22 protein-coding genes and 1 pseudogene are annotated in these 24,006 nt (G+C 40.0%); 10 read left to right on the top strand and 13 right to left on the bottom strand.

What is annotated here, in order from left to right; all coding sequences use genetic code 11:
• Positions 1 to 29: 29 nt before the first annotated feature.
• The 5 genes and pseudogenes from IPL35_05485 to IPL35_05465 all read right to left on the bottom strand — a co-directional run bounded on the left by IPL35_05485 (position 30) and on the right by IPL35_05465 (position 6,381).
• Positions 30 to 716: an NUDIX hydrolase gene (locus IPL35_05485; protein ID MBK8442888.1), complete on the bottom strand. Its 687-nt coding sequence runs from the start codon at positions 714 to 716 to the stop codon at positions 30 to 32.
• A gap of 66 nt (positions 717 to 782) precedes the next feature.
• Positions 783 to 1,928 (bottom strand): restriction endonuclease subunit S, encoded by a 1,146-nt coding sequence (locus IPL35_05480; GenBank protein ID MBK8442887.1) that lies wholly within the window; start codon positions 1,926 to 1,928, stop codon positions 783 to 785.
• Positions 1,925 to 3,520 (bottom strand): N-6 DNA methylase, encoded by a 1,596-nt coding sequence (locus IPL35_05475; protein ID MBK8442886.1) that lies wholly within the window; start codon positions 3,518 to 3,520, stop codon positions 1,925 to 1,927. The genes IPL35_05480 and IPL35_05475 overlap by 4 nt, the downstream gene beginning before the upstream one ends.
• A gap of 6 nt (positions 3,521 to 3,526) precedes the next feature.
• A pseudogene (locus IPL35_05470) lies at positions 3,527 to 3,935 on the bottom strand (GxxExxY protein).
• Between the two features lie 67 nt (positions 3,936 to 4,002).
• Entirely contained in the window at positions 4,003 to 6,381 is a 2,379-nt protein-coding gene (locus IPL35_05465) for a DEAD/DEAH box helicase family protein (protein MBK8442885.1), read from the bottom strand.
• Positions 6,382 to 6,802: 421 nt separating this feature from the next.
• Between IPL35_05465 and IPL35_05460 the strand changes: the two genes are divergently transcribed.
• Entirely contained in the window at positions 6,803 to 9,412 is a 2,610-nt protein-coding gene (locus IPL35_05460) for a TonB-dependent receptor (GenBank protein ID MBK8442884.1), read from the top strand.
• A 209-nt stretch (positions 9,413 to 9,621) separates the two neighbouring features.
• Here the strand turns inward: IPL35_05460 and cysK are convergent, their stop codons facing one another.
• The gene (gene cysK, locus IPL35_05455) at positions 9,622 to 10,533 is read right to left on the bottom strand and encodes a cysteine synthase A (protein ID MBK8442883.1); all 912 of its coding nucleotides are present in this window, start codon (positions 10,531 to 10,533) and stop codon (positions 9,622 to 9,624) included.
• 117 nt (positions 10,534 to 10,650) lie between these two features.
• Positions 10,651 to 11,502 (bottom strand): serine acetyltransferase, encoded by an 852-nt coding sequence (locus IPL35_05450; protein MBK8442882.1) that lies wholly within the window; start codon positions 11,500 to 11,502, stop codon positions 10,651 to 10,653.
• A gap of 134 nt (positions 11,503 to 11,636) precedes the next feature.
• Here IPL35_05450 and IPL35_05445 point away from each other — a divergent pair, with 134 nt between their 5' ends.
• From IPL35_05445 to IPL35_05435, 3 genes are read left to right on the top strand one after another with little or no spacing between them, the layout of a single operon-like run.
• Positions 11,637 to 11,825 carry a hypothetical protein gene (locus IPL35_05445; GenBank protein MBK8442881.1) on the top strand — a complete coding sequence of 63 codons (189 nt, stop codon included), beginning with the start codon at positions 11,637 to 11,639 and terminating at the stop codon, positions 11,823 to 11,825.
• Positions 11,826 to 11,869: 44 nt separating this feature from the next.
• Positions 11,870 to 12,358: a hypothetical protein gene (locus IPL35_05440; protein MBK8442880.1), complete on the top strand. Its 489-nt coding sequence runs from the start codon at positions 11,870 to 11,872 to the stop codon at positions 12,356 to 12,358.
• Positions 12,340 to 12,612, top strand: coding sequence for a hypothetical protein (locus IPL35_05435; GenBank protein MBK8442879.1), 273 nt, complete (start codon positions 12,340 to 12,342; stop codon positions 12,610 to 12,612). The genes IPL35_05440 and IPL35_05435 overlap by 19 nt, the downstream gene beginning before the upstream one ends.
• A 10-nt stretch (positions 12,613 to 12,622) precedes the next feature.
• Here the strand turns inward: IPL35_05435 and IPL35_05430 are convergent, their stop codons facing one another.
• The 6 genes from IPL35_05430 to IPL35_05405 all read right to left on the bottom strand — a co-directional run bounded on the left by IPL35_05430 (position 12,623) and on the right by IPL35_05405 (position 19,873).
• On the bottom strand, positions 12,623 to 13,153 hold the full coding sequence (locus tag IPL35_05430) for a histidine phosphatase family protein (GenBank protein MBK8442878.1): 531 nt from the start codon (positions 13,151 to 13,153) through the stop codon (positions 12,623 to 12,625).
• 88 nt (positions 13,154 to 13,241) lie between these two features.
• Positions 13,242 to 13,664 (bottom strand): hypothetical protein, encoded by a 423-nt coding sequence (locus tag IPL35_05425; GenBank protein ID MBK8442877.1) that lies wholly within the window; start codon positions 13,662 to 13,664, stop codon positions 13,242 to 13,244.
• Between the two features lie 37 nt (positions 13,665 to 13,701).
• Positions 13,702 to 14,535 (bottom strand): hypothetical protein, encoded by an 834-nt coding sequence (locus IPL35_05420; protein ID MBK8442876.1) that lies wholly within the window; start codon positions 14,533 to 14,535, stop codon positions 13,702 to 13,704.
• A gap of 53 nt (positions 14,536 to 14,588) precedes the next feature.
• Complete coding sequence (locus tag IPL35_05415) at positions 14,589 to 17,435, bottom strand: hypothetical protein (protein ID MBK8442875.1); 2,847 nt, start codon at positions 17,433 to 17,435, stop codon at positions 14,589 to 14,591.
• Positions 17,436 to 17,767: 332 nt separating this feature from the next.
• The gene (locus tag IPL35_05410) at positions 17,768 to 18,409 is read right to left on the bottom strand and encodes a DUF4276 family protein (protein MBK8442874.1); all 642 of its coding nucleotides are present in this window, start codon (positions 18,407 to 18,409) and stop codon (positions 17,768 to 17,770) included.
• A 12-nt stretch (positions 18,410 to 18,421) separates the two neighbouring features.
• Complete coding sequence (locus tag IPL35_05405) at positions 18,422 to 19,873, bottom strand: AAA family ATPase (protein MBK8442873.1); 1,452 nt, start codon at positions 19,871 to 19,873, stop codon at positions 18,422 to 18,424.
• Positions 19,874 to 20,585: 712 nt separating this feature from the next.
• On the opposite strand from IPL35_05405, the gene IPL35_05400 reads away from it, so the two are divergent.
• From IPL35_05400 to IPL35_05375, 6 genes are all read left to right on the top strand, one after another.
• The gene (locus IPL35_05400; protein ID MBK8442872.1) at positions 20,586 to 21,980 is read left to right on the top strand and encodes a leucine-rich repeat domain-containing protein; all 1,395 of its coding nucleotides are present in this window, start codon (positions 20,586 to 20,588) and stop codon (positions 21,978 to 21,980) included.
• Positions 21,981 to 22,157: 177 nt separating this feature from the next.
• Complete coding sequence (locus IPL35_05395; GenBank protein ID MBK8442871.1) at positions 22,158 to 22,325, top strand: hypothetical protein; 168 nt, start codon at positions 22,158 to 22,160, stop codon at positions 22,323 to 22,325.
• A complete protein-coding gene (locus IPL35_05390; protein MBK8442870.1) occupies positions 22,318 to 22,818 on the top strand; it encodes a hypothetical protein in 501 nt (166 codons plus the stop codon). The genes IPL35_05395 and IPL35_05390 overlap by 8 nt, the downstream gene beginning before the upstream one ends.
• Positions 22,799 to 22,972, top strand: a complete 174-nt coding sequence (locus IPL35_05385; protein ID MBK8442869.1) for a hypothetical protein — start codon at positions 22,799 to 22,801, stop codon at positions 22,970 to 22,972. Before IPL35_05390 ends, IPL35_05385 begins: the two co-directional genes overlap by 20 nt.
• 72 nt (positions 22,973 to 23,044) lie before the next feature.
• Positions 23,045 to 23,266: an antitoxin VbhA family protein gene (locus IPL35_05380; protein ID MBK8442868.1), complete on the top strand. Its 222-nt coding sequence runs from the start codon at positions 23,045 to 23,047 to the stop codon at positions 23,264 to 23,266.
• Positions 23,259 to 23,882: a Fic family protein gene (locus IPL35_05375; GenBank protein ID MBK8442867.1), complete on the top strand. Its 624-nt coding sequence runs from the start codon at positions 23,259 to 23,261 to the stop codon at positions 23,880 to 23,882. The genes IPL35_05380 and IPL35_05375 overlap by 8 nt, the downstream gene beginning before the upstream one ends.
• Positions 23,883 to 24,006: the final 124 nt, after the last annotated feature.

The raw sequence follows: 24,006 nt of genomic DNA, 5'->3' as shown, positions 1-24,006 counted from the left end.
CTGTTAGAACATACTATTTTTTTTTAAAATTAAATACTAAACCGAAATCCGTTGGCTACAGCGTGGCGGTATGTTTGTTCGTTGAAGCGGTACAAACGCGCCGGACGGTGTATGCCCAACTGCCGCACCGATTCGGTTTCTTCAATAAAATCCATATACATCAGTTTGCGCCGAAAATTGCGCTTGTCCAAATCGGCAATGAGGAGTTGTTCGTAGAGATTTTGCAAATCGGGCAGTGCAAATTCGTCGGGTAGCAGTTCGAAGGCGTAGGGCTGTGTGCGCAGCTGCTCCCGCAAAACGGCAACGGCATTTTTGGCGATGTCGCTGTGGTCGAAGGGCAAATCGGGGATGGCATCAATGGCGTACCAGTCGGCAGACTGCCCCAACTCGGAGGCGGTAGGCGAAAAATCGGTGTAGCGCATCAGTGCCCAATAAGCCACCGACAGCACCCTACCCTGCGGGTGGCGTTGTACGGAGCCGAAGGTTTGGAGCTGGCGAAAAAAAGGATAGCGCACCCCACATACTTCGTGCAGCAGCTTGCCCAAAGCCGTTTCTAACTCTTCGTGTTCGGCGAGCAATACCGAGGGGATATCCGCCTCGTAGCAGAAAGGCTCCTGCTGGCGTTGAATGAGCAGCAGCAAGAGGTCTTTTCCATCAAAGGCAAACAAGCAGCAATTAACGGCGACAGCAGCGTGAAAATAGTGAGGTTCGGGCATTTTTTTTACTACAAATTTTGTGTAAGTATTGTCAATGGCTTTTATGGAAAAGAATATCTGCCGTATTTACAATTCCCCTTTAAAAGCCTTGTCCAACAAACTCGGCATAATTTCGGTTAAATCTTGTTCGGTTTGTTTATGATGCTCTTTTATTGCGTTTGTTTTTTCGAGTAGTTCAACAAATTCTCTTTGCAGTCCAAGGGAAGGAGCTGGAATTTCAATTTGTTGTAATAGTTTATTATTTAAAGTTCTGTTTCTGTCAACTGTTCCAGGCGATGCGGAACTTAATTTTTCCACTCCTTCAAAAGTTCTGAAATAGTAATAAAGAAATTCAGGGTCAATAATTTCTAAATTCGGCAAACAAGTTATGTAACGATGTGAGCCAACCCAACCATCATATTTTGCAGGTATTAAACCAACTGCACCTTCCCAAGCCTTTATATTGCTGAAAAGCAAATCTCCTTCTCTCATCCAAAAAGGCTTTTGCCAAGTCAAGTCAGAGCCTTTAAAACTCGGATTTTCAAATAAGCCTCTTCCAAAACTTCTAACTCCAATTTCATAATAAGTTTCTTCTGGATTTACTTCAACCTGTCTTCTGTGGATTGGTGCAACTTCTTTCATTGGCAACCAATCAGCACTTTCTATCAGGTCAGTGTATTTGCTGAATAGTAAATTGTTTATGTCTTTGGTTTGTTCTTCTCTTAATGATTGAATTTCATCCAATCTTGATTTTACCTTCTCAATTTTTAAGACCACTTTTTCTTGTGTTTGTATTGGTGGTAATTCAATTGATAAATTTAAAAATCGGTCTAATTTTAATCTTACCCGATTTGTAGAACCTTCTGAACAAATTTTACAAGAATTATCAAAGAATGGAGTTTGTGATATATAGCTGAAGTATTGGGGAATTATAAGTTTTGTATTAAAATCATAAAGTAAGAAATCACCTGTAACGATAGCATTATCTAAGCTATCAGGTATAATCCCCATAGCCCCATTTCTTGCATCAATCTTTGAAATAATGAATTGCCCCGTTTTAGCTAAGTATTGTTTCGAGCCGATTTCACTTCCTTTTTTTAAACATCTTAACTCAACACCTTGATGTTTTATTCTCAATTTTATTTGCTTATATGTATCAAAAGGCTTCACGTTAAACATTAACTGTTTAGGTATTAGCAATTCACTTAAACGATATTGACTAATATTTCTCATTTTGCTTCAATATTTGCAGTTAAGACGTTTTCAATTTCTTCCATTAAACTGACAATTCGTCTTTCTTTTAAAAGAATTGAACTCATTATTTCCACTGGGGCTTTGTATTCAAAATCACTTTTTTTGTTTGGGTTTTTTTCGTCAAGATTGACATTAATTAGTTTCCCATTTTCATCAGTTTGAACAACTTTTTCAACGCTAACTTTCCAAGCATTATCATTCTCTATTCGCTTGTTCCACCATTTTTTTAGCTCGTCAAATTCTTCTAATTGTATGGGTCTTGTTTTGCTGTATTTCTTTTTATCAGCAGGTGGCAACAATTCATAATACCAAATGTGTTTAGTCGGTTCGCCTTGCTGAAAGAATAAAAGGTTGCAAGGTATGTCTGTATAGGGAGCAAAAATTCCTTCGCCTAATCTTACAATAGTGTGCAAATTAAAATCTTCAACTAATTGCTTCTTCACTCTTGCTGCAATACCATCGGCAAACAAAGTTCCGTGAGGCACAACAATGGCGGCTCTACCGCCATCTTGCATTGGCTTTTTACGTTTAAGTTTTCGCATAATCAATTGCAAAAAGAGTAAAGCGGTTTCGGTGGTTTGTTTGTCGTCAGGAAAGTTGTTTAAAATTCCTTTTTCTTCTTCGCCTCCAAATGGTGGATTGGCTAATACAATATCAACTCTTTCACTGTCGCCAATATCTTTTAAAGGAAAACGCAAACTGTTACCGCTATCAATTTTGGGATAGTTCAATCCGTGAAGCAACAAGTTCATTTGCGAAAGCAAATAGGGAAGTGGCTTTGCTTCGCCACCAATAATTGACTGCTCTTGTAGTAGTTTTTTATGCTCAACGGTTTTGGCTTGTTTCTTTAAATGCTCAAATGCTTCTACCAAGAAACCACCTGTTCCGCAAGCTGGGTCTAAAACCGTTTCGCCAATTTTGGGGTCAAGCATTTCAACCATAAATTTCACAACAGGACGAGGCGTATAAAATTCACCTGCATCACCGCTGGCATCTCTCATTTCCTTTAAAATGCTTTCATATAAATGTGAAAGTGAATTTAGTTCTTCGTTGCTTGTAAAATGGATTTCATCAATTTTGTTGATGATGTCACGTAGCAAATAACCGTTTATCATTCGGTTGGTAACGCCTTTAAACACGGTTGCAATTACGTCTTTACGTTCCGCTCCAGTTTCACTTTGCAAGGCTCGTAAATAGTAGAATAAACCTGTTCTTTCTTTTCCGTCTGCAAGTTTTACTTTCTCGTTGTTTACAAAAGCCAATAAATCATCACCTGTCAAATTTTTGTCTTTCGCCCAATCTCTCCAACGGTAAGGTTCTGCAATGGCTGATTTATATTTCTTTCCTTCCAATTGTGCATTTACTTCTTGTAAGTTTTCGTTGTCGTCCAAGAATTTTAAAAACATTATCCAAGTCAACATTGGCAAACGGTCTCCATCACCGTTCATTCCTTTGTCCTTGCGCATAATGTTTCTGCACGTTTTTATAATGCCACTTAAACGTTGTGCAGGTGTTTCAATGACAACTGGTTTCGCTGCTTTCTTTGGTGCTTTTTCTTTTTTCGTCTGCATCAGAATTTATAAGATTTTAGAATTTTCGGAATTACTTTTTGTGTTATATTTTGGATTAAAAACTAATTTGTATTGTAAACTTATTGCACCAAAATTGATTAATAGTCCTTTTGCAAAATCATAAGCAACTACATAATTTTTTAGCTTGTGCTAGATGCACATCTTCCAAATTTATTACAGCTTTTAACTCAACAATTACTTTGTTTTCTACCACAAAATCTGCTCTTCTTGTTCCTACTTCTATGTCTTCATAAAAAATGGTTTGTTCCACTTCTCTACCAAATCCTAAACCTGCTTTTTCTAATTCAATCGCAAGACACCTCTGGTAAATAACCTCTTGAAATCCATTGCCCAATGTGTTATGTACCTTTATTGCACAACCAATTATTTTATATGTTAATTCATCTTTTTCCATTTTGTTAATTTTCACTCTGTATGAATTTTGAAAATTCTCTAATTCTAAATATTCTGATTCTGACAATTTAAGCTGCATAAAGCAGGGTTTGTAATTCTTCAATTGCTCTTTTGAATTCGTCTATTCCACCAAATTCATTTACTATTTCTATCGGGTTGCCTTGCTGTGCAATGGGTTCAACCGATATTATGTCAGGTCTGATTTGATTTAAACCGTAGTCAACATACTTTTCTAAAATCAAATTCAAAACTTCTTTGGCTCTTTCGCTGTAATGAGCAAAAAAGTCAGGTTTGTTTTTCTTCAATAAATCGGCTCGCTGTTTTCTTGTCAATGGTTTTAAGTCAAAGGCAACAAAGCATAGCAAGTCAAACGGGTCAACATCTTGTTGTTTGGTTATTTCCATTAATTGGTCAATAGAAATTCCGTTGTTTTCCAATTCATCTAAAATGTGTTGGCGTTCTTGTAAGTCATTCCACTTGCTACGGAAATCATTCATTGAAGGAAACATCGTTGTAATCTGTTCCTTTGCGTATTGTGTAAATTGAATTGTTCTTAGTTTGCCGTTGGCATCTAAAATCTGAACGATTTCGGCAACAATTGAAACTGTTCCTTCACTGATATAATATTTTCTTCTTGGCTCGCCACCGCCACCGCCTGTTGGTGGTTCGTTTGTATTGTCAGGCTCGTCTGTTGGTGGGTCTGGTAACCATTCATCACCGTCAATAATATTTCCGTCTCCGTCAATTTCATCTTCGGTAATTAGTGGTGGTTCTCCGTCAAAGTCAGGGTCGGCAAAATTTCTCGTTGCACTTCCTGTATAATCCAAAATGGTGAAGAACAATTTTTCTTTATCTTCTCTTACTCTTGTGCCTCGTCCAACAATCTGTTTAAATTCGGTCATTGAGTTGATTGTTCTGAAAATAACAATGTTTTTGCAAGTTGGAACATCAACACCCGTGCTCAATAATTTTGAAGTGGTTACGATTACTGGAATTGGTTCGTCAATATCCATAAACCTGCCTAAATGCCCTTTTCCAATGTCTCCTTCTTCTGAAACTATGCGAACAACATAGTCGGGATATTGCTGAACTAAGTTGGCATTTAAGTTGCTTATTTCTCTGCGGAATTGGTCAGCGTGTTCTTGGTTTACACAAAACACAATCGTTTTATCAAACCTTCCATATTTCACCATAAAGATGTAAAGATGCTTTACAACTGCTTTTGTTCTTGGCAAATAGGAAAGTGTATTTTCAAAATCGGGAGTTGTATAAATGCCGTCAGGAATTAATTCTCCGTTATCGTCCAGTTGTCCATCTTCGGGTCTAAATCCTGTTGCATCCGTTTCAGTAACTACACGATGAACCAAATAAGGAGCTAAAAATCCGTCCTCAATTCCTTGTTTTAAACTGTAGATGTAAAGCGGATTTCCGAAATATGCGTAAGTATCTTTGTTGTCGTCTCTTAATGGCGTAGCAGTTAAGCCAATTTGAACAGAAGTATTGAAGTAATCTAAAACTGCTCTCCAATTGCTGTCGTCAGTTGCACTTCCTCTGTGGCACTCAGCAATTAAAATCAAGTCAAAAAAGTCTCTTGGTAATTTTCTGAATGCTCCTGTTCTGTTGCTGTCCTCAGCCAACGATTGGTAAGTAGAAAAATAAACTTCCCTGCTACTTGGTAATCCTTCTTCGGGAACTAAACATCTTGCATCACCAAAAACTGCAAAGTCTTTGGCGTGTGGGTCAGAAACTAAAATACTTCTGTCGGCAAGAAATAATATTTTTGGTCTGCGGTGTTCGCCTTTTGTGTTCCATCGGTTATTCCAAAGTTTATAAATGATTTGAAATGCAATTGTTGTTTTTCCTGTTCCAGTTGCAAGAGTTAATAAGGCTCTTTTCTTTCCTTCCAAAACTGCCTTAATTGCTCGGTTAATCGCTATTCGTTGATAATATCTAACCTCTTTGCCACTTGTGGCAAAAAATGGTTTTAAAAATGTTTCTTGAACTTCAGGCTTTATTGGTTCGGCTTGGTTTAATCTATTCCAAAGTTCTGTTGGTGTTGGATAATTTGAAATTTTGGTTTCAAGTCCAGTGATAAAGTCAAATTCTAAAATTTCTGCTCCATTGGTAGAGTAGGCAAATTTAAGTCCGAGTATTTGAGCATAGTCTTTGGCTTGTTGGATGCCGTCAGCAGCCGACTTATAATTTTTCTTTGCTTCTACAATTGCAATCGGAAAGTTTTGTGAATAGCGTAGCAAGTAGTCAAAGCGTTTCGCTTTTTTTCTTCTTGCTATTCTTCCAATCACAATGATTTTACCGTCCGTAAAAGTCCGTTGTTCAAGTATTAAATCGTCAGTCCATTGGCTGTCATACAGTTTAGGCAACACTTCCTTTCGGCAAGTATCCGCTTCGCTGTCGTGGTCGTCAATATGTATCGTTTTATCACTCATTTATTATCTTAAAATAATCCGTCAAATTAACGAATATTTGTCGGTATATGGGTAAAGTTATCCTTAAAAATGGGCTGCCTTTGTGTATTTTTGTTATTTGTAGGCTTGCTAGAACCCTGTTTTTTTCATTTACCAACTAATGTATAAAAAACTTACTCCCACAAAAATAATATAAATACACACAATTTTTACGCATCTGTGTTTAAAATAATATGGGTCGCTATACCGAGATTGACCTGCATCTAAAAAATATAAATCAATATTAGAGACTAAAAATTATCGCCTCTTTTAAATCGCTGATTCTTTTTAAAATGTGCTCAATACTATATTTTTATATATGACATAAACACTGTATAAAAAAACTCACTAACTTAATGCCGATAATTTATTTATTTACTTAACTCATCTTAATTTTTTACCTATGAGAGGTAGTATTACTCTATTTCTATCTTTGTTTTTTGTGCTGTATGCACACGCTCAGTCTGTTATTAGCGGTACGGTATCCGATGTGGCGGGCGAGCCTTTGGTGGGCGTTACAGTGCTGGAAAAAGGCAGCACCAACGGCACTACCACCGACTTCGATGGTGCTTATACCCTGAAGTGCAGGCACAACAAGCCGGTGTTGGTGTTCAGTATGATTGGATACTTGAGCACCGAAGCCATTCCTGCCGGTGACAACAACTCTGTAAATATCATTTTACAAGAAAACACCGTGAGTTTGTCGGGTATTGAAGTGGTCGGTACGCGTGCCATCAATCGTTCTGCTACCGAAACACCGCTTCCTATCGACATTATTCCCGTAAGTCAGGTGGCTGCCAATGTGGGGCAACCCGACCTCAACCAATTGCTGCAATATGTAGCACCGTCTTTCAACAGTAACCGCCAAAGCGGCTCCGATGGCTCCGACCATATTGACCCCGCTACGCTGCGCGGGTTGGGACCCGACCAAACGTTGGTATTGGTAAACGGAAAACGCCGCCATCAGTCTTCGCTCATCAACATTTACGGCACACGCGGGCGCGGCAATACCGGCACTGACCTCAATACCATTCCGGCGGCGGCTATCGAGCGCATAGAAATTTTGCGCGATGGTGCTTCGGCTCAATACGGCTCTGATGCCATTGCAGGTGTAATGAATATTGTGTTGAAAAACAGCGTAGATGAGTTTAATGGTATAATAACCGCCGGACAATGCAAAGAAGGTGACGGAAAAATGCTCAATTTGAGTGGTAATTATGGTTTTAAAATGGGCGAAAAAGGATTTACCAACGTAACGCTCAATTATCTTTCGCGGGGCAGAACCAACCGCGCCACCGACTCGCTCTATCGCCTCCAATTCGGCGATGCCGAAGCCGATGATTTTACGGCAATGTTCAATAGCAGTATGCCTTTGGGCGGCAGCACCGAGTTGTACGCTTTCGGCTCTTACAACTACCGCTTTACCGATGCTTTTGCGTGGTCGCGCAGTGCAGGCAGCGCACGCAATATTTTATCCATTTATCCCAATGGCTTCGACCCGCACATTCAATCTACCATCAACGACAAAGCTATTTCGGCAGGATTGCGCGGCAAAGTACGCGGCTGGAATACCGATTTTAATAATACTTTCGGTATGAACAATTTCCATTTTTATGTTGATGGCACACTCAATGCTTCTTTACAGGAAAAATCACCTATCCGTTTTGATGCAGGCGGTTTTCAATTCAGCCAAAACACCACAGGACTTACTTTCTCACGCCCTTTTGAAAGTGTTGCAAAAGGCTTGAACGTGGCTTTCGGTACAGAATACCGCATTGACAATTATCAAATTTTTGCGGGCGAAGAAGGTTCTTATCAAACCTACGACAAAGATGGTTTGCCGCTTAATATTTTTACGCCCGATGACAAAATTGTGTATCAAACCGATGCCAATGGCGAGTTGGTGTTGGACGAAGACGGCAACCCCACACGCCGCCCGGGTGGTGCGCAGGGCTTTCCGGGTTTTCAGCCTGCCAACGAAGTAAATGAATATCGTACCAATATCGGTGCTTTTGTGGATACCGAATTGGACATCACCGATGCCTTTATGATAGGAGCTGCCGTGCGTATGGAGCATTACAGCGATTTTGGCAATACATTTAATTATAAATTGGCTTCGCGCTTTGAAATTAATGATAATATTGCTTTGCGTGCTTCGGTGAGTACGGGTTTCCGCGCGCCTTCTTTGGCACAACTGTACTACAATACTATTTTTACCAACGTTATCAGTGGTCAGGCGATAGATGTGGTGATTGCCAAAAACAACAGCCCACTCACCCACGCTTTGGGTATTCCCGCACTCAAACAGGAAAAATCCTTTAATGTAGGTTTTGGTGTTACTTTGAAACCAATTGCCGGAATGAGCCTCACCGTTGATGCGTATTCGGTGGACATCACCGACCGTGTAGTGCTTACCGGTACTTTTTATGATGATGACGAACAAATCGGAGCAGACCTGCGTGCTTTGAATGTGGGTGCGGCTCAGTTTTTTACCAATGCCCTCGACACCAAAACTTTGGGGTTAGATGTGATTTTGACCTATGCCCGCAAACTCGGTTTGGGTCGTTTGCAGGCGACCGTTGCGGCTAATTTTAACAAAATGGAATTGGGCGACATCAAAACTTCGGGCAAATTGGTGGGCAAAGAAAGCACTTATTTCGGCAAACGCGAAGAGGCTTTCTTATTGGCATCAGCACCGCCGAGCAAAGTAAATGTAACACTGGATTACAAAATCAACAAGGTAAACTTTAATGTGCGGGCAGTACATTTCGGCGAAGTAAAACTGATGGACTGGCTCGACCGCGATGATATTTACAGCCCTAAATTAACGCTTGATGCCTCTTTGGGCTATAGCCTCACGCCAAATGTAACGCTTACCGTAGGTGCTGCCAACCTCACCGATGCCTACCCCGACGTACAAGACATAGAAACAGAAGGCGGCGGAAATTACGATGCTGTACAAATGGGCTACGCCGGTATGTTCTATTTTGGTCGTTTGTCGTTTAAATTCTAAAAAATATGTATCAAAGAGCAAAAATGCTCTAAAATAAAAACACCCGTTTCGGAGCAGTAAAATATCGCTTTGAAACGGGTGTTTTTTTATGGTTTATAAAAGTATTTTCAGAAAAATGAACGGGCTTTGAGTTTGTTTGTCTTTCAAATTTTCACTAATTTTTCGTCTTCTTAGTGCGGCGGGAGTTGTTGCCGTATTCTTACATTATCCTAAAACAATCCTTCTACCGATAAATACCGCTCTCCGGTGTCGTAGCAAAAGGTGAGTATGCGGCTGCCCGCCGGAATATCGGGTAGTTTTTGCGACACTGCCGCCAACGAGGCCCCCGACGATACCCCCAAAAATATCCCCTCCTCGCGGGCGGCGCGTTTTGCCATCGCAAAGGCTTCATCTTTGCCCACCTGAATAATGCCGTTGAGGAGTTCGCGCTGCAAAATAGCAGGCACAAAACCCGCTCCAATGCCCTGAATAGGGTGCGGCGAAGGCGAGCCGCCACTCAATACCGGCGACAAGGCAGGCTCCACTGCCCACACTTGCAATTTCGGAAAATGCTGTTTCAGTATCGCCGCGCAGCCCGTAATATGCCCGCCCGTACCCACGCCGGTAATAAGATAGTCCAAACCATCGGGAAAATCCTGCAAAATTTCTTGTGCGGTGCTGCGCTCGTGTATCCGTACATTCTCCTGATTTTCAAACTGTTGCGGTATCCACGAATGGGGTATTTCTGCGGCAAGAGCTTGGGCACGCTCTATCGCTCCCTTCATTCCCTTTTCGCGCGGAGTCAGTTCTAATTCCGCACCATAAGCCGCCATCAAACGCCGCCGCTCCATACTCATTGATTCGGGCATCACCAAAATAAGCCGATAGCCTTTCACCGCTGCCACCATCGCCAAACCTATCCCCGTATTGCCCGAAGTAGGTTCTATAATTACGCTGTCGGATTTCAGAACACCTCTGTTTTCGGCATCTTCTATCATTGCCAGCGCAATGCGGTCTTTGATACTGCCACCCGGATTGGCACGCTCCAATTTAATATATACTTCGTATTCCTGCGAAAAAAGACGCTGAAGGCGCACATGGGGCGTGCCGCCGATTGTTTCTAAAATACTGTTGGTTTTCATGTAATGATGAAATAATTAAAAAGTGATAAATTAATTTATATGTAAGTATTTGATTTAAAATATCTTGTTTTTTATACTTGTAATATTTTTTATTTAATCTTTTATTTAATAAAGCAACTAAATAACCCAATCCAAAGCGGCATTATGTTGCTGCGCCGAGCGAATATGCACCTCGCTGCGATGATACACCACCGAAAAAGGAGCTACGCTTTGCGTGAGCCACACATTACCGCCGATGATGGTATCGTTGCCCACGAGCGTATCGCCGCCCAAAATCGTGCTGCCAGCATACAAAATCGCACGGTCGCCGATGGTGGGGTGACGTTTGCTGCCCGCCATTGTTTTTTCCACACTCAGTGCGCCGAGCGTTACACCCTGATATATTTTTACTTGCTTGCCGATGTGTGCCGTTTCGCCGATAACCACACCGGTACCGTGGTCAATAAAAAAAGGGCTTTCTATGCGTGCGCCCGGGTGTATGTCAATACCGGTGGCACTGTGCGCCATCTCCGCAAAAAGACGCGGCAGCAGGGGTACTTTCAAGCAATATAAAATGTGTGCAATGCGATATACACTGATGGCATAAAAACCCGGATACGCCAAAGCAATTTCGGATTTGGAGGTAGCAGCAGGGTCGGATTCGAAAAAAAATGCTTGGTCGAGCAATAATTCTTGGTAGGCGGCGGGCAAATCGCCAAAAAAATTGTCGCTGAGATTTTCAATACCCTGCGGCAAAACTTCCGCCAAAGGCAGCAGTAGGTTTTTGAGCAAAATATGTAATTGTTGCCATTGCAGGTCGCATTTGGCTTCGTCGAATACGGGCGCACCACTCGGAAAAGAGAAATCGTAGAGAGCTTTGAGAAAGTCGGCAGCCGCCTGACGCGAAGGAATCGGCGCACGATAATGGCGGTATTCCTGTTGCAATTGGGCAAATAGGGCGGTTGAATACGAATTTGATGATATTGGCATAAAAATATTGGGAAACAAAAACAAAAAAGCCCTTCAAGCGTGTACTTGAAAGGCTTTTTTTATCATTATTAAATAAAAAATAAAATTAATCAGATAGCGGCAGGGCTACGCTGCAAAGCCTTTCGGGTGCGGTGATGCAACAACATCCGCAACAACAAAAAGCAAGCGCATTATTCAACATTTCGCGTATCATTGGCACAAATATAGCACTTGAAATATTTACGGCAAATTTTTTTCTGCCTCTTCAAAAAAAAAGCAGACATTCTGCGCATATAGTTCGGGCTGTTGATGGTTCAATTTTATATTTTTCAACACTTTTTTAGCCTATCTTTGTTTTCAAACTTATCCACCCCTATCTATCAATTTCGTGAAATCTATTCTTTTTCTCGGCTCTAAAGCCATCGGTTATGAATGTTTGCGCTATTTGCTCACCGAGCGCGTGCGGCTGCAATGCGAAGTGGTGGGCGTGCTCACAGCTGCCAACAATGCCTTAGACCACCCCACACACAATATGGAGCAACTCTGCTGGCAGCAACAAATTCCCATTTATCCCGATGTGGATACGATGCTGGGATTTCCGCCGGTAGATTTTATTATTTCGGTGCAATACCACAAAATCCTCCGCCCCAAACATATCGCCAAAGCCCTCCAACTCGCCGTTAATCTGCACATGGCTCCCTTGCCGAATTGCGCGGCTGCAATCAGTTTTCTTTTGCCATTGCCCAACAATACCGCAATTTCGGCACTACCCTCCACCGCTTGGAAACTTCTGTTGATGGCGGTGCTATTTTATTTGAAAGGCGTTTTCCGATTCCCGACAACTGCTGGGTTTATGATTTGTATCAACTCACTTTAAAACATTCCGTAGAGCTGTTTCAGGCGCATATCGGCGATATTTTAGAAGGGAATTATACGCTTACGCCGCAGGAAAGTCTCCACGCAGCACGTGGCACGGCGTATCATCACCGCGAAGATATAGAATCCTTAAAAAAAATAGATTTGAACTGGGATAAAGAGAAAATAGAAAGGCATATTCGCGCCACTTTTTTTCCGCCCTTTGAGCCGCCCTATTGTATCATTGAAGGGAAAAAATTTTATTTTAATGCCTGATTACTCGGTTCTATTCTTCGTCGGCAATGGCGTTGCCTTTGAGCATAGAAGGGTACAAAAGCATAAAAAATTTGCCGCCGCCCGCCGCAATTTGTTTCCATTCTTTTATATCAAAACGCAACTGCACCAATCCGCAAGTGGGCAACTCGCGTTCCATTTCATCATCAGATGACAAATAGTTGATAAAAGACGAAATATCGGGATTATGACCAAACAGCACTGCATTTTTAGCTTCTGAAGGTAATTGATGCACTACTGCCAACATCGCCTCAACGCCTTCAAAATATAAGCGTTTGTCTATACTTATAGAAAGGGTTTTTAGTTTTTTCTCTAAAATATCGGCAATAATATTGGCGGTAGAAAGTGCGCGTACCGCAGGGCTGCTGAACCACACATCGGGCAATATTTTTTTTCCCAGCATATAATCGGCGATTAAGGCAGCATCGTTTTTACCGCGTTTTTTCAACGGGCGTTCTCTGTCTTCCAACTCCGGAAACTCCCAGCTTGATTTGGCATGGCGAATTAAAATTAAGGTTTTCATACGCAGACTTTTTTTACCGTTTTCTCTCAAATATAAAAAGAACTATTGCTCTAAAACATTTTTTGTAAAATGATAGTTCGGGGTTACTTTAGTTTTGTTCCAAAAATTCTATAATCCCCTTAATCAAGCGCACCAAACCTATGGAAAAAAAGAAAAATAAACTGAAAGCGGTTATCATAAGCTGATATTCGCGCAGTTGCAAAATGGAAATACCCGACAAAAAATAAGCACTTATCATTAATATAGTCAATACCGCAATAAAAGCGAGTACGGAGCGTCCTAAATAGCGCACCCAATTGCGGTTGAAAAAACCCAAAACAGCATTTACCCACACATAAAACCCCAAACCGGTACTCGCAAACAACCACATTTTTTCTTTTTCGCTGCCAAACACACGAAACAATAACATCAGCAATAAAGTAATTCCTAATATCAGAGCCGCCAAACGAAAAGGTTCAAATTGCTCCAAACGCTTTTCATATAAAGATTTTTGAAGTGTTTCCTGATTCATATTGTTTTTTTAAAAAATGATAAAATGCTTTAGATTATTACCAAACAAGCAATTTGAAGGTTTGCTGCCGTGCATCTTGCTGCCATTGTATGTAATAAATACCACTGCTCAACGCCACAGGGAGCAGGGCGATATTGTCTGCCACCGTTCCCTGCCACGAGTGCAAGATTTTTCCTTCCAAGTTCAATAAATTCGCCGTAAAATTCTGAGGCGGCACGCCCTGTATATAAATATTTCCGTTGAAAGCATCATAGCCGACAACACCATTTGAAGCATTTTGCAGTTGATTCTCTTCCTCCAAGCCAACCACATAATCCAACGACAAATAGGTGCTGTGCAGCGTGAAAGACATATCGAGTATCACCGGCATCTGCGCCGAAAACGGCAAAGCCGGAGCCAATAAAGTATTCGGGATAAGCGGTCGGTCTGCCCACATTTGCAGCGTTTTTAAAGGTACACTCGTCATTTCAAACAAACCCTGAGCATCGGTAATAGCATAAGCCGCCACTATATCGCCGTCCATCAATAATAAAGGAATAGCTCCGGCGGCATTGCCGTTTTCATAATGCACAAAGCCATTGATATAGCCCTCTCCCAACAAAGTACGCGGCAGGGTTTTAAAATCAACATCAAGTTGCGGGTTGCAAAAAGCAGTGGCTTTATTGATGACCATACTATTGTGCGGCACACCCGTTGTATTGTTGCCATTGTAATAAGTGCCTATCTGATAAGGATATAAATTGTGGTCGGGAGCGGCATAAACAGCATATTGCGCAAAAGGCTCGCTGCTGTAAGTAGTGAGTTCGTAATAGCCTCCGGCATCGCTGACGGTGGTGTCGGCGGCTTGCCCCAAAGAACCTGCTGCGTACAAATATAAAGTAGCGTTGGATAAAGGCTCATTATCCGAAGTATATATATGTCCTTTTATTTTTTTAAATCATCGGCTTGCAAGGTGAGCGTTGCCAAAGCCGCACAAGCCTGATTATCTGTAACAAAAGCCTCCAGCGTATCAGGAAAACTCGGCGCATTGCCGGTATAGTATGCCACCGTATTGTTATTGATGATTTGGTGCGGAAAAAGCCATTGTACCTGTGCGCCGCCTTGCGCTTCTATTATAATGGTATCGTTGGGGCATACGGTGCTTGCCGAAGCCGACAGTGCTACCTGTGCTGCGGCATTGCCCTCATATACGGTGGCAGTGGCGGTGGCGGTGCAGCCATAAGCGTCTGTAATTTGTACGGTGTAGCTCGCCGGATAATTGCCGCTTGCCGGCGTAACCACCACTGCGGTGCTGTCGTTGAGGATTTGTGTGGTCGGAAACTGCCACTGAAATGTACCCGCGCCGCTTGCCTGCAACTGCAAAGCTCCCTGCACACATACGGTGTCGGCGGCATTTAGAGCAACTTCGGGCGTGGTGCGAAAAGGAGCAACGATGCTGTCGGTTTGTGTGCCGCAATAATTGCTGTAAAAAATGGCGGAATAGGGTGCAGCGGCATCGCTGACGGTGATGGTTGGGCTGCTGCTGCCCTGCGACCACTCAACACTATTATACCAAACGGGTTGCGCACTAAGCGTAATGGCTGCTCCGCTTTGGCTGCAAGCCATCAAATCGCCGGAAGGGATAATTTCGGGACTACGCGGCGATATATAAATATCTTTGCTCCGCGACAAAGTTCCGTAGGCATCGCTGTAAGTGTGCAGTGCCACACGATAGGTTTTTTCTTCGGGAAAAAAATAATTGAGGTTTTTTTCATAGCCCACTGTGTCGCCGTCTATTGTCCAGTAAAAATTTTGGGTATAAGGATAATTTTCAAAATAAGAAAACTGCAAAGTTGTGCCTTCACATTCGGGGATATAAGTATAATCAAAATCGGTGTAGGCTTTGTTTTCTATTTCGGCACGAATAATGACGGCATTGTCGCCATATACCAACAGACGATTCGGATTTACCAATAAAATATGATTGGCTTGCGGCAAAGATTTTATCACCGACCAGCCTTGCCATTCTTCGGTGAGTATCAGCCCGTTGTTGTATTCCACATTGCCCAAGTGGTTGAGAATATAGCCCTTATCTTTATCAAAAAACTCAATATTGGCAAAGTTGAGGTAGCTCGGTGCGGCTTGCCAAGTGCTGCCGCCGTTTTCGCTTTTGGCGATACAGGCTTTGCCGCTTCCATAAATATAATCATCGCCCACAAACGACAAATCCAGAATATTCAAAAAATCGTTGCTCTGCCATACGGCGTTCCACGTTTTGCCGCCATCGGTGCTATGAAATAGTTTTGCGCCGTCTTGCTGTGTGGCAAATACTTCCTGCTCGCTGCGCCAAAACAGTTTTTTAAAACGGATAAATTGTGTGCCGCCAAATATTTTTTTCCATACAAAACCGCCGTCTTCCGTTTCAAATAATTCGCCAATCGGAATACCCTGCGCATTGAGCGAAGTGAGGTACAATTTTCCTTTTTTGCGGGAAAAGAAATGCAAATTATTTACTTCGGTATAATTGCCCGTTTCGCTTTCTATGTATTCATCAGTATTTATCCAAGTAAGCCCGCCATCGAAGGTGCGCAATATTTTAGAATTGTCGGCGTAGGCATAGCCCAAAAGCGGATTGAGGAATTGCAGGAGGCGCAGGCTGTCGGCGGCTTCGCCCTGATATTGTTGTTGCCACGTTGCGCCGCCATCGCTGCTGCCGTAAATGCCGTCGCCGATAATTGCGTAGCCCAAAGATGGGTTCAGAAACTGCATTTCGCGCACTGTTCCGTAGGCGTTGCGCTGGCTGATGCTGTTCCACGAAGCGGCATCGTCAAAGGAGCGATATACATCGGTGCTGTTGCTGCCATACACCACGGCGTTTCCGTAGTCGGCAAAAGAAATATCCGAAAGCTGCAAAGCATTATCAACCTCAAACCAATACGAGCCGCCGTTGTTGGTTTTGAAAAGGTGTATGTTGTCGTTGCTATCTTTGGCAAAGGCAAAGCCGCTCAATTCGTTTTTGAATACCATTTTATAAAAGCGCATACCCGCAAAATCAGCAGCACTTTGCCAAGTGTTGCCGCCATCGTAAGTGATGGCGATGTTTCCGTTTTCGGCAACACACAGCCCTTTTTGAGTATTAAAAAAATGTACGTCGCGGATAAAAGCATCGCCGGCGGTGGGCACTAGGAGGGTTTGCCAAGTGTTGCCGGTATCGGTGGTTTTGAGCAGATGATTCATTTGCCCCGCTACAAAGCCATAAATAGTATCAATGAAAGCGATGTTTTCGCCGACCTCCTCGTCTATTTCAAAAAATTTATACTCCCACGTTTCGCCGCTGTCAATGGAGCGATACACATAGCTGCGCAAATAATCGCTGCAACTCGCCAGCACCGTTCCGTCGGGTAGGGTTTGGAGTTCGTTGCAATGAAATCCCCAAATGCCGCCGTAGGGTCCGTAGTTGATGTATTGCCAGGTGATACCGCCATCGGTGCTGCGATAAATGCCGCGCGAGGTGCTGGCTAATGCCGTTTGCTCGTTGAGGAGGAGCATATCATTGACCGTGCCGTAAATTTCCTGACTGCCTCCCTGCCATTGATTATTTGCCCACACCGCAAAGCCGCGCCCGCCCGCCATTGCCACTGCGCCCGAAGCACTTGCGCCCACCGCCGCTATTTCGCTGATGGAGGGTTTGGGGTGTACATATTGCCAAGTGGTGTTCCATTGCGCCTGTGCAGCAGGAGCGGTATGTATCCACACACAAAGCAGCAGGTAAAAATGAAGCAGGTTTTTCATATCTGGTATTATTGTAAAAGAAACGATTGTTGTTTTTGATAAGACGTTTTTTAATATTGCTTCAACGTCACTCAATAAAGCGGACAAAATTAAGGGAATAAAACCAAGGTATCGGCTATATGTTTTTTATGATGTTTAAAAAATCTTCTAATTTAGATGTTCCGTCAACTATTCGTTTTTCATAAACCATAAAAAGTCGGGATAATGATTAATGAAGCCGTTTATTTTAAAACCTTTTCGTTCTATGTTCCTTGCCTAGAAAACAATGTTTTTCATATTGGCAATTTCATTAATAACCCTTGTCTCAAAATCATACACAGTTTTAATTTCATTTATTGCCCAGCTAATATTGTGCTTACACCTTCTTTTAAATCATTTTCAAACGACTGAAAGGCACTAAGTTGCCTTAAAGGTGAAAAATCTAGGATATTCTCGGCTACTAAATGAACCGCTTGATATACATTAAAATTTTTGAGCCTTCTCCCTTTAAGCCCGCTTGCTTTTTTTAGCAAGTCGTGTAGTTTTTCTTTAGGATTAGATACCATTTCTATTCTTTGTATAGATGGAATATCCATTTCTCCATCATAATTCCTATTCCCTGCTGCTTTTTTAATCGCTTCCTTATCAATCAAAAACCACGCTTCCATCATCTCCACGGGAATGACACACACTATAATATCCTGAACCGACACATCTCGCAATATTTCTTCTTTTCGTTTTTTAATCATTTCCATATCTCGGCTTTCCGCATCTCGATGATAAAAGAGCAGGTCAAATGGATAATATATTTTAGCACAAGCTATCTGTGCTGCTATGTCTCCGGTTTTGGGTGGGTTTCGGAGGATGTTAAAATCAGCAAAATTCTTCTGTATAGATATTTCTGGGTAGTTATTATCTAATACCCACTTTATTACCTCCAATAAGGTGCTATCCGATCTACCATCTGCTATCAATGTAATGCGTAGTTGATTCATAATCAATGCCTATCAAAAATAAATCTTTAACTGTTTTATATTCTCTGCAACTGTTTTTTTCTTTTTAACCGAAGTAAGGTGATTACTTTCCTCTTCCCGCGATGCCTTTCCCGTTCTGTCCTGAGAGCTTTCTAAATAATCTATAATGTCTGCTAAGATAGTCTGTTCCACTAAGTTATTTTCTGTTTTCCATGTACCATTTAAAGCTGAAAATGCGGTGTATTTAATCTTCTTTTTAAAATTTTTAGAATATTTTTCTCGTTCGGTAGCTAAATATAAACTTTCATCTGAAACAGTTCTTACGACCAAAGGCGAATGAGAATTGATTATTACCTGCCTTAAAGGGTTGTCTTCCTCATTCACTTCTTCGTCCGTATCGGTAGCCATTTCTTCTAATAATGTAACCATCTCTTTTACCTTTTTTGGATTAATTCCATTTTCAGGCTCTTCTAGGCAGATAAGCCCACTGTTTTTGGTATCTTCTTGGATAATAGCCAATCCCAAAAATCTCAGTGTCCCGTCTGATAGCGATTGTGCAGGCAGCGTGAGACCATCTTTAAATCTTATTTGTAAGGTCAATAAATCTCTTTTTTCATCTTTATCTATGCTTATTTCCTCTACATCACTCACTAAGCCTTTTAATTTATTGGTTAGCCTTTGATATACATCTTCTTCTTTTTTTTCTATATGTAAACGGTATAGTGTCGCTGGTAAATTACTCCCATTCGCCGTAACTTCTGCGTTTTTGAAATATAGTGTGTCATTGGGCTGCCTTAAGGCACTCGGCTCAAACTGCAACATAATCCAATTGCGCATTTCCTGCCTTGCCAAAAAGGCAGTAGGAGACTCTGCTGTTACGGTTGAGAGCAAGGTTCTTGGCATTTTAGAGACATTAAACTCCGATGTTCTGCCTTTACCTCCGTCTTGATGTAGTTTTATTTTATCTCCATCTGTTGTAATAAAATTACTTGTCGCTCTACCCTTAACAGCAGAATTTAACCATTCTTTCTTGTTTTTAAAATGAATATTTTTTCTAGTGTCAGCTAATGTTATAGGGATTAACTCTTCTTTTAAAATTTCTATGGGTTCTCCATTATTATCGTTATTTAGTTTTAGTTCAAGCGTATATCTTAAACTAGATATTTTAGCATTGGCCTCTTGCCCCAAATCATCTTCTGCTTTGAGAGGAACTAATATATCTACTTCAAAGTACATCTTATCGTAATAAATTTCGCCACTTTTGAAGAATATATCACTAATACTTGAATGCTTCTGGTCTTCGCTTCTTATAGATTTGGCTGCTTGAAGTATGGTGGTATCTGCCAACTTTGACAAAAAAATTAAAGCATCAAAAAAATTTGATTTGCCGACAGCATTTGCTCCCGCAATACAGGTAAAGGGTCCAAAATATAATTCTGTATCTAAAAGACTTTTAAACCCATCTATTTTGATTCTCGTAATCATTATGTTTTAAAATTAATTTTTCATATCCCCGAAGGCATATTTATTGGGCAATGTAAGATATTGACTAATTATCAAAATTTACAAACACAAGGTATTTCAAATTTGCAACTTATTGAATATTAATAAATTATTTTTACAAAAAAACACCTCTATTTCGGCAGACTCAATAAATATGCTTCAACTTTATGTATTGAATATACCTCCAAACTCTATTTATTTTTGATATTATGCGCCCGTGCAATGCCATATTGCACTCCCACAATGCTATCCCCTTCCTAAAAACTTGACGCAAACTCTGAGGAGTAGTTTTTAACTTTGATAAAGTTCCAAATTTTGTCAAAGTTGGAACGCTCAAGCTCTGAGGAGTGCCGCTCAAGCATTGGTGCGTGCCTACCAAGCATTGGTGCGTGCCTACCAAGCATTGGTGCGTGCCTACCAAGCATTGGTGCGTGCCAAATTCCCCCTTTTGAGGGGATAAGGGGGTGTAAAGAGCAGTTTTTAACTTTGACAAAGTTTGAAACTTTGTCAAAGTTGGAATGCCCAAGCACTGAGGAGCGGCACTCAGCCATTAGTAAGAGAACAAATTTGAGAAAAAAAACAACATCAGAGATATAAATATACTTATGAGTTGCGTATATTTGCCTATATTAGATTGATATACGAAACTTTGTGCGTATATCCGACCGTTCTACACCATCAAATAAAACTAAAAATGACAAAAGAAATTCAAGAATTAATCAAAAAATGTAAAGAGAATAATTCTACTATCCTAAAATTAGATGGCAAGGGATTAACTGATATTCCAGAAGAGATATACGAATTGACGCATTTAAAAAACTTGAGTTTGATGAATAATCAAATCACATCGGTGTCTCCAAAAATATTACAATTACAAGAATTGGAAGAACTGTGGCTTACGTCGAATCAGTTAGAAGAAATTCCCATTGAAATTTCTCAATTACCAAATCTAAGGAGGTTACATTTGACTGATAATAAATTAATTAAATTCCCCATAGAATACCTTAAAAATGAAAGATTGAGTCATTTATGCATAAGAGATAATTTGATAGAAGAATTGCCAGAAGAAATTGAGCAAATTAAAATAAGAGATATTTCGCTATCGAACAATAAAATTAAATCAATTCCAATAACATATGATAACGCTGACTTCTTTCTGACTTTAGACTTGAGAGAAAATCCTTTAGAAGAACCTCCTGCTTCAATATTCAATGCCGGAATTTCTAATCTTTTACGTTTTTTAATAGAAAGAGACAGAGGTAGAACTTTTGTAATTCCGTTTACTGATGAACTGAAAACAACATTTAAACAATACCTAACTTATTTTGGTGATTTTGTAAAAAACACAAAAGGGAAATTTATTGGTTTTGAGATTAAAGATGTAGAAGAAGGTTTAGAAATTGAGGTTAAGACTGAAAACAATACAGATGAAGAAATTGAAGAAGTTAGAAGATATATGCAAGAATATGTAAGTTTCATAAAGACTCAAATTGATGAAATAACACCAAACTTTGAGATTCAAGTAGATGATACGAAAAGAGACTTTGTTGTACTTGAATTAAAAAGCCAACTAAGACATTTGCAGACCCAAGTTGAAATCAAAATTGCCTCAAATAAAGCTTTAACTGAAGATAGAGATAGATATTATAATCTCCTTCTTAATATGACATCTTCAAAAAGTGAATTTGTTATTTATAATAACAGTTCGTCGCAAAATCTATTAATTCAGAAAAATCAATATATAGCCAAAATTTCATCAAATTTACCAAGCTTGATAGCTGAATTAAATGAATTGAGAAAGTATATTCCACCTTCAGAAGAGTTTGCTGCTAAGGAATTATCAGAGGTTGACTATGAATTGCTGAAAATGGAAGATTGTGAAATTGATGAGTCTAATATCAAGAAAGTTCCGTTTAAGAAACTAAAGAGAGTGTTAGAAGAAATTAATGACGAAAAGTCAACGTTGAATCAAGTAGTAAAAGGGTCAAAAAAAGCAATTGAAGCTGCTCAATCATTGGGAAAAACTTACAATAATTTTGCTGAATGGTTGGCTTTGCCTCAAGTACCAAAAATATTTCTTGGAAAATAAAAGACGGTGTAGAACAAAGTATATGCGTTCATGTCGGCTAAACGCCGCCACGCCGCATATACAAACCGATGTGGCGAAACTCCGCTGCGCTCCGTCTCGCCGCACCGTTGTGCGTCACTTTCGAGCGACAGAAAACCGAAAGAAAAATAAAAAAGTATGGTTCAAATTAACAGAAAAATGAAAAAACTAATTATTCCATCTATTGCTGGATTAATTTTTACGGGTTATTTACTTTATGAACAAAAAGGAACTTTTGGAAAATCTGAAGTAATTGTATTAATCTTAACAGCAATTACATTACTTGGAATAATATTTTTAATCAACAAAATGACAAAAAATGACTAATCATTTACCATTAATTTTTGGCTTATCATCATTACTGCTGGGAATTTATCTGTTTTTAGTGTTTTTCGGAATCTATAAACCGAAAACTTCAGAAGAAACTAAAGAGAAATCAGAAAACATGAAATTGATTATGAAAGTAATATCTATAATCTTAATTTTAAAAGGTTGCTATAATTTATTAAATCTTGATTCTGATACTTACAAAATAAACTCTACAAAATTAGAAACTGAATGGAACGGAACAGCAAAAGATAGTTTGAATAAATATTGTTTAATTGGAATGGGAAATCAACCTGAAAAATATTCAAAAATCAACCTTGAATATTGTAATTGTACAACTGAAAAAATTATGAAAAACTATACTCAAGAAGAATATGAAACTTTAATTAAAAAACCAGTTGAAGAACAAATGCAAATATTTACTAAACTTTTAAAGGATTGTAAAGCAGATTTGCAAAAGAAAATAGATGTTATTGAAAAAAATAATAAATAAAAAAGCGAACGCACAACAGCAGTTTGCAGAAATGGCGGGTTTTGGGCTTAATTTAAAGTTGGTTTTGTACTTGCAAAGTCAGTGTTTAACCGAAAGTTTAGGCTTCCTTAATCCGCCACTTCAGAAAGCTGCAAACCGTTATGCACCATTCTAAAATAGCTGACCAGAATAAACAAAAGATTCGGGAAAAATTTGTAAACTTGTAGCTGATTTAAAACTTGAGAATATGTTTAACACAATCGAAATAGACAGAATCAACCTGACCATAATGGGGGTAAAATTTTCAGATTTGAAAACATTAGAAAGCACAGCGAATGCTTTAGGAAGTAATATGTTTGAAGGCTTTAATCCAACACCAAAAGGAATTGAAATAATACGGGACTATATGACTGGGAAAATTTCATTGAATGATTTGGTGACGCTCGCTAAAGAAAAAGCCTATGTCTAACGCTTATAAATACATAGACCCCGACTACACTTATACTGACCCTAAATCGGGACTATTAAGAAATCTACAGGATATTTCTGAACCAGATGTATTACTTTTTGTTGAGAGCAGTGCTGTAACTAAACGGTTACAAGAACTTTATGAGATTCCGATTAAGATCAAGGGTATTGAAAGCCTTTTTTTAATTCACAAACACTTATTTCAAGACATTTATGTTTGGGCAGGGAAAAAACGGATTGTTGAAATTAGCAAAGACGGTAAACAGTTTTTCCCAACTACCCATTTTGACAATGCTTTTAGATTCATTGACACGTTAATAACTGAATTCAAGGAAATTCCCAAAGACAACAAAAAACGTTTAGCCGAAAAGTTGGCAGAAATATTAGACAATGTAAATTATTTACACCCATTTAGAGAAGGAAACGGACGAACTCAAAGAGAGTTTTTGAGATTGTTAGCAGTAGAAAAAGGATTGATTCTGAATCTCAACCCACCAGACGATAAAAGTGTTTACGAAAAATATATGAAAGGGACTATTGAGAGCGATCCGGCAACACTGGTTGAGTTAATTTTTGAACTAATTGAAAATAAGAAAATGAAGAAGAACGGTGCATAACAGCCGTTTTGCAAAAGCGGGGGTTTCGTGCTTCTATGCCAGTGAAGTGCTAAATTCAAGTTTTGTGCATCTAATGAAGTTTAGTGCTGAAAATCCCCGCCTTCGCCAAGCCCCAAACCGTTAG

This window comes from Sphingobacteriales bacterium, assembly GCA_016711285.1.
In the GTDB taxonomy this organism is placed as follows: Bacteria; Bacteroidota; Bacteroidia; order Chitinophagales; family UBA2359; genus JADJTG01.
The sequence above is the reverse complement of the archived record's forward strand: the minus strand, read 5'-3'. Positions and strand labels throughout refer to the sequence as shown.

Excerpts from the sequence above, each read along its gene's own strand:
- IPL35_05485 (MBK8442888.1), bottom strand. The coding sequence starts at position 716 with ATGCCCGAACCTCACTATTTTCACGCTGCTGTCGCCGTTAATTGCTGC.
- IPL35_05480 (MBK8442887.1), bottom strand. The coding sequence starts at position 1,928 with ATGAGAAATATTAGTCAATATCGTTTAAGTGAATTGCTAATACCTAAA.
- IPL35_05475 (MBK8442886.1), bottom strand. The coding sequence starts at position 3,520 with ATGCAGACGAAAAAAGAAAAAGCACCAAAGAAAGCAGCGAAACCAGTT.
- IPL35_05465 (MBK8442885.1), bottom strand. The coding sequence starts at position 6,381 with ATGAGTGATAAAACGATACATATTGACGACCACGACAGCGAAGCGGAT.
- IPL35_05460 (MBK8442884.1), top strand. The coding sequence starts at position 6,803 with ATGAGAGGTAGTATTACTCTATTTCTATCTTTGTTTTTTGTGCTGTAT.
- cysK (MBK8442883.1), bottom strand. The coding sequence starts at position 10,533 with ATGAAAACCAACAGTATTTTAGAAACAATCGGCGGCACGCCCCATGTG.
- IPL35_05450 (MBK8442882.1), bottom strand. The coding sequence starts at position 11,502 with ATGCCAATATCATCAAATTCGTATTCAACCGCCCTATTTGCCCAATTG.
- IPL35_05445 (MBK8442881.1), top strand. The coding sequence starts at position 11,637 with ATGCAACAACATCCGCAACAACAAAAAGCAAGCGCATTATTCAACATT.
- IPL35_05430 (MBK8442878.1), bottom strand. The coding sequence starts at position 13,153 with ATGAAAACCTTAATTTTAATTCGCCATGCCAAATCAAGCTGGGAGTTT.
- IPL35_05425 (MBK8442877.1), bottom strand. The coding sequence starts at position 13,664 with ATGAATCAGGAAACACTTCAAAAATCTTTATATGAAAAGCGTTTGGAG.
- IPL35_05415 (MBK8442875.1), bottom strand. The coding sequence starts at position 17,435 with ATGAAAAACCTGCTTCATTTTTACCTGCTGCTTTGTGTGTGGATACAT.
- IPL35_05410 (MBK8442874.1), bottom strand. The coding sequence starts at position 18,409 with ATGAATCAACTACGCATTACATTGATAGCAGATGGTAGATCGGATAGC.
- IPL35_05405 (MBK8442873.1), bottom strand. The coding sequence starts at position 19,873 with ATGATTACGAGAATCAAAATAGATGGGTTTAAAAGTCTTTTAGATACA.
- IPL35_05400 (MBK8442872.1), top strand. The coding sequence starts at position 20,586 with ATGACAAAAGAAATTCAAGAATTAATCAAAAAATGTAAAGAGAATAAT.
- IPL35_05395 (MBK8442871.1), top strand. The coding sequence starts at position 22,158 with ATGAAAAAACTAATTATTCCATCTATTGCTGGATTAATTTTTACGGGT.
- IPL35_05390 (MBK8442870.1), top strand. The coding sequence starts at position 22,318 with ATGACTAATCATTTACCATTAATTTTTGGCTTATCATCATTACTGCTG.
- IPL35_05380 (MBK8442868.1), top strand. The coding sequence starts at position 23,045 with ATGTTTAACACAATCGAAATAGACAGAATCAACCTGACCATAATGGGG.
- IPL35_05375 (MBK8442867.1), top strand. The coding sequence starts at position 23,259 with ATGTCTAACGCTTATAAATACATAGACCCCGACTACACTTATACTGAC.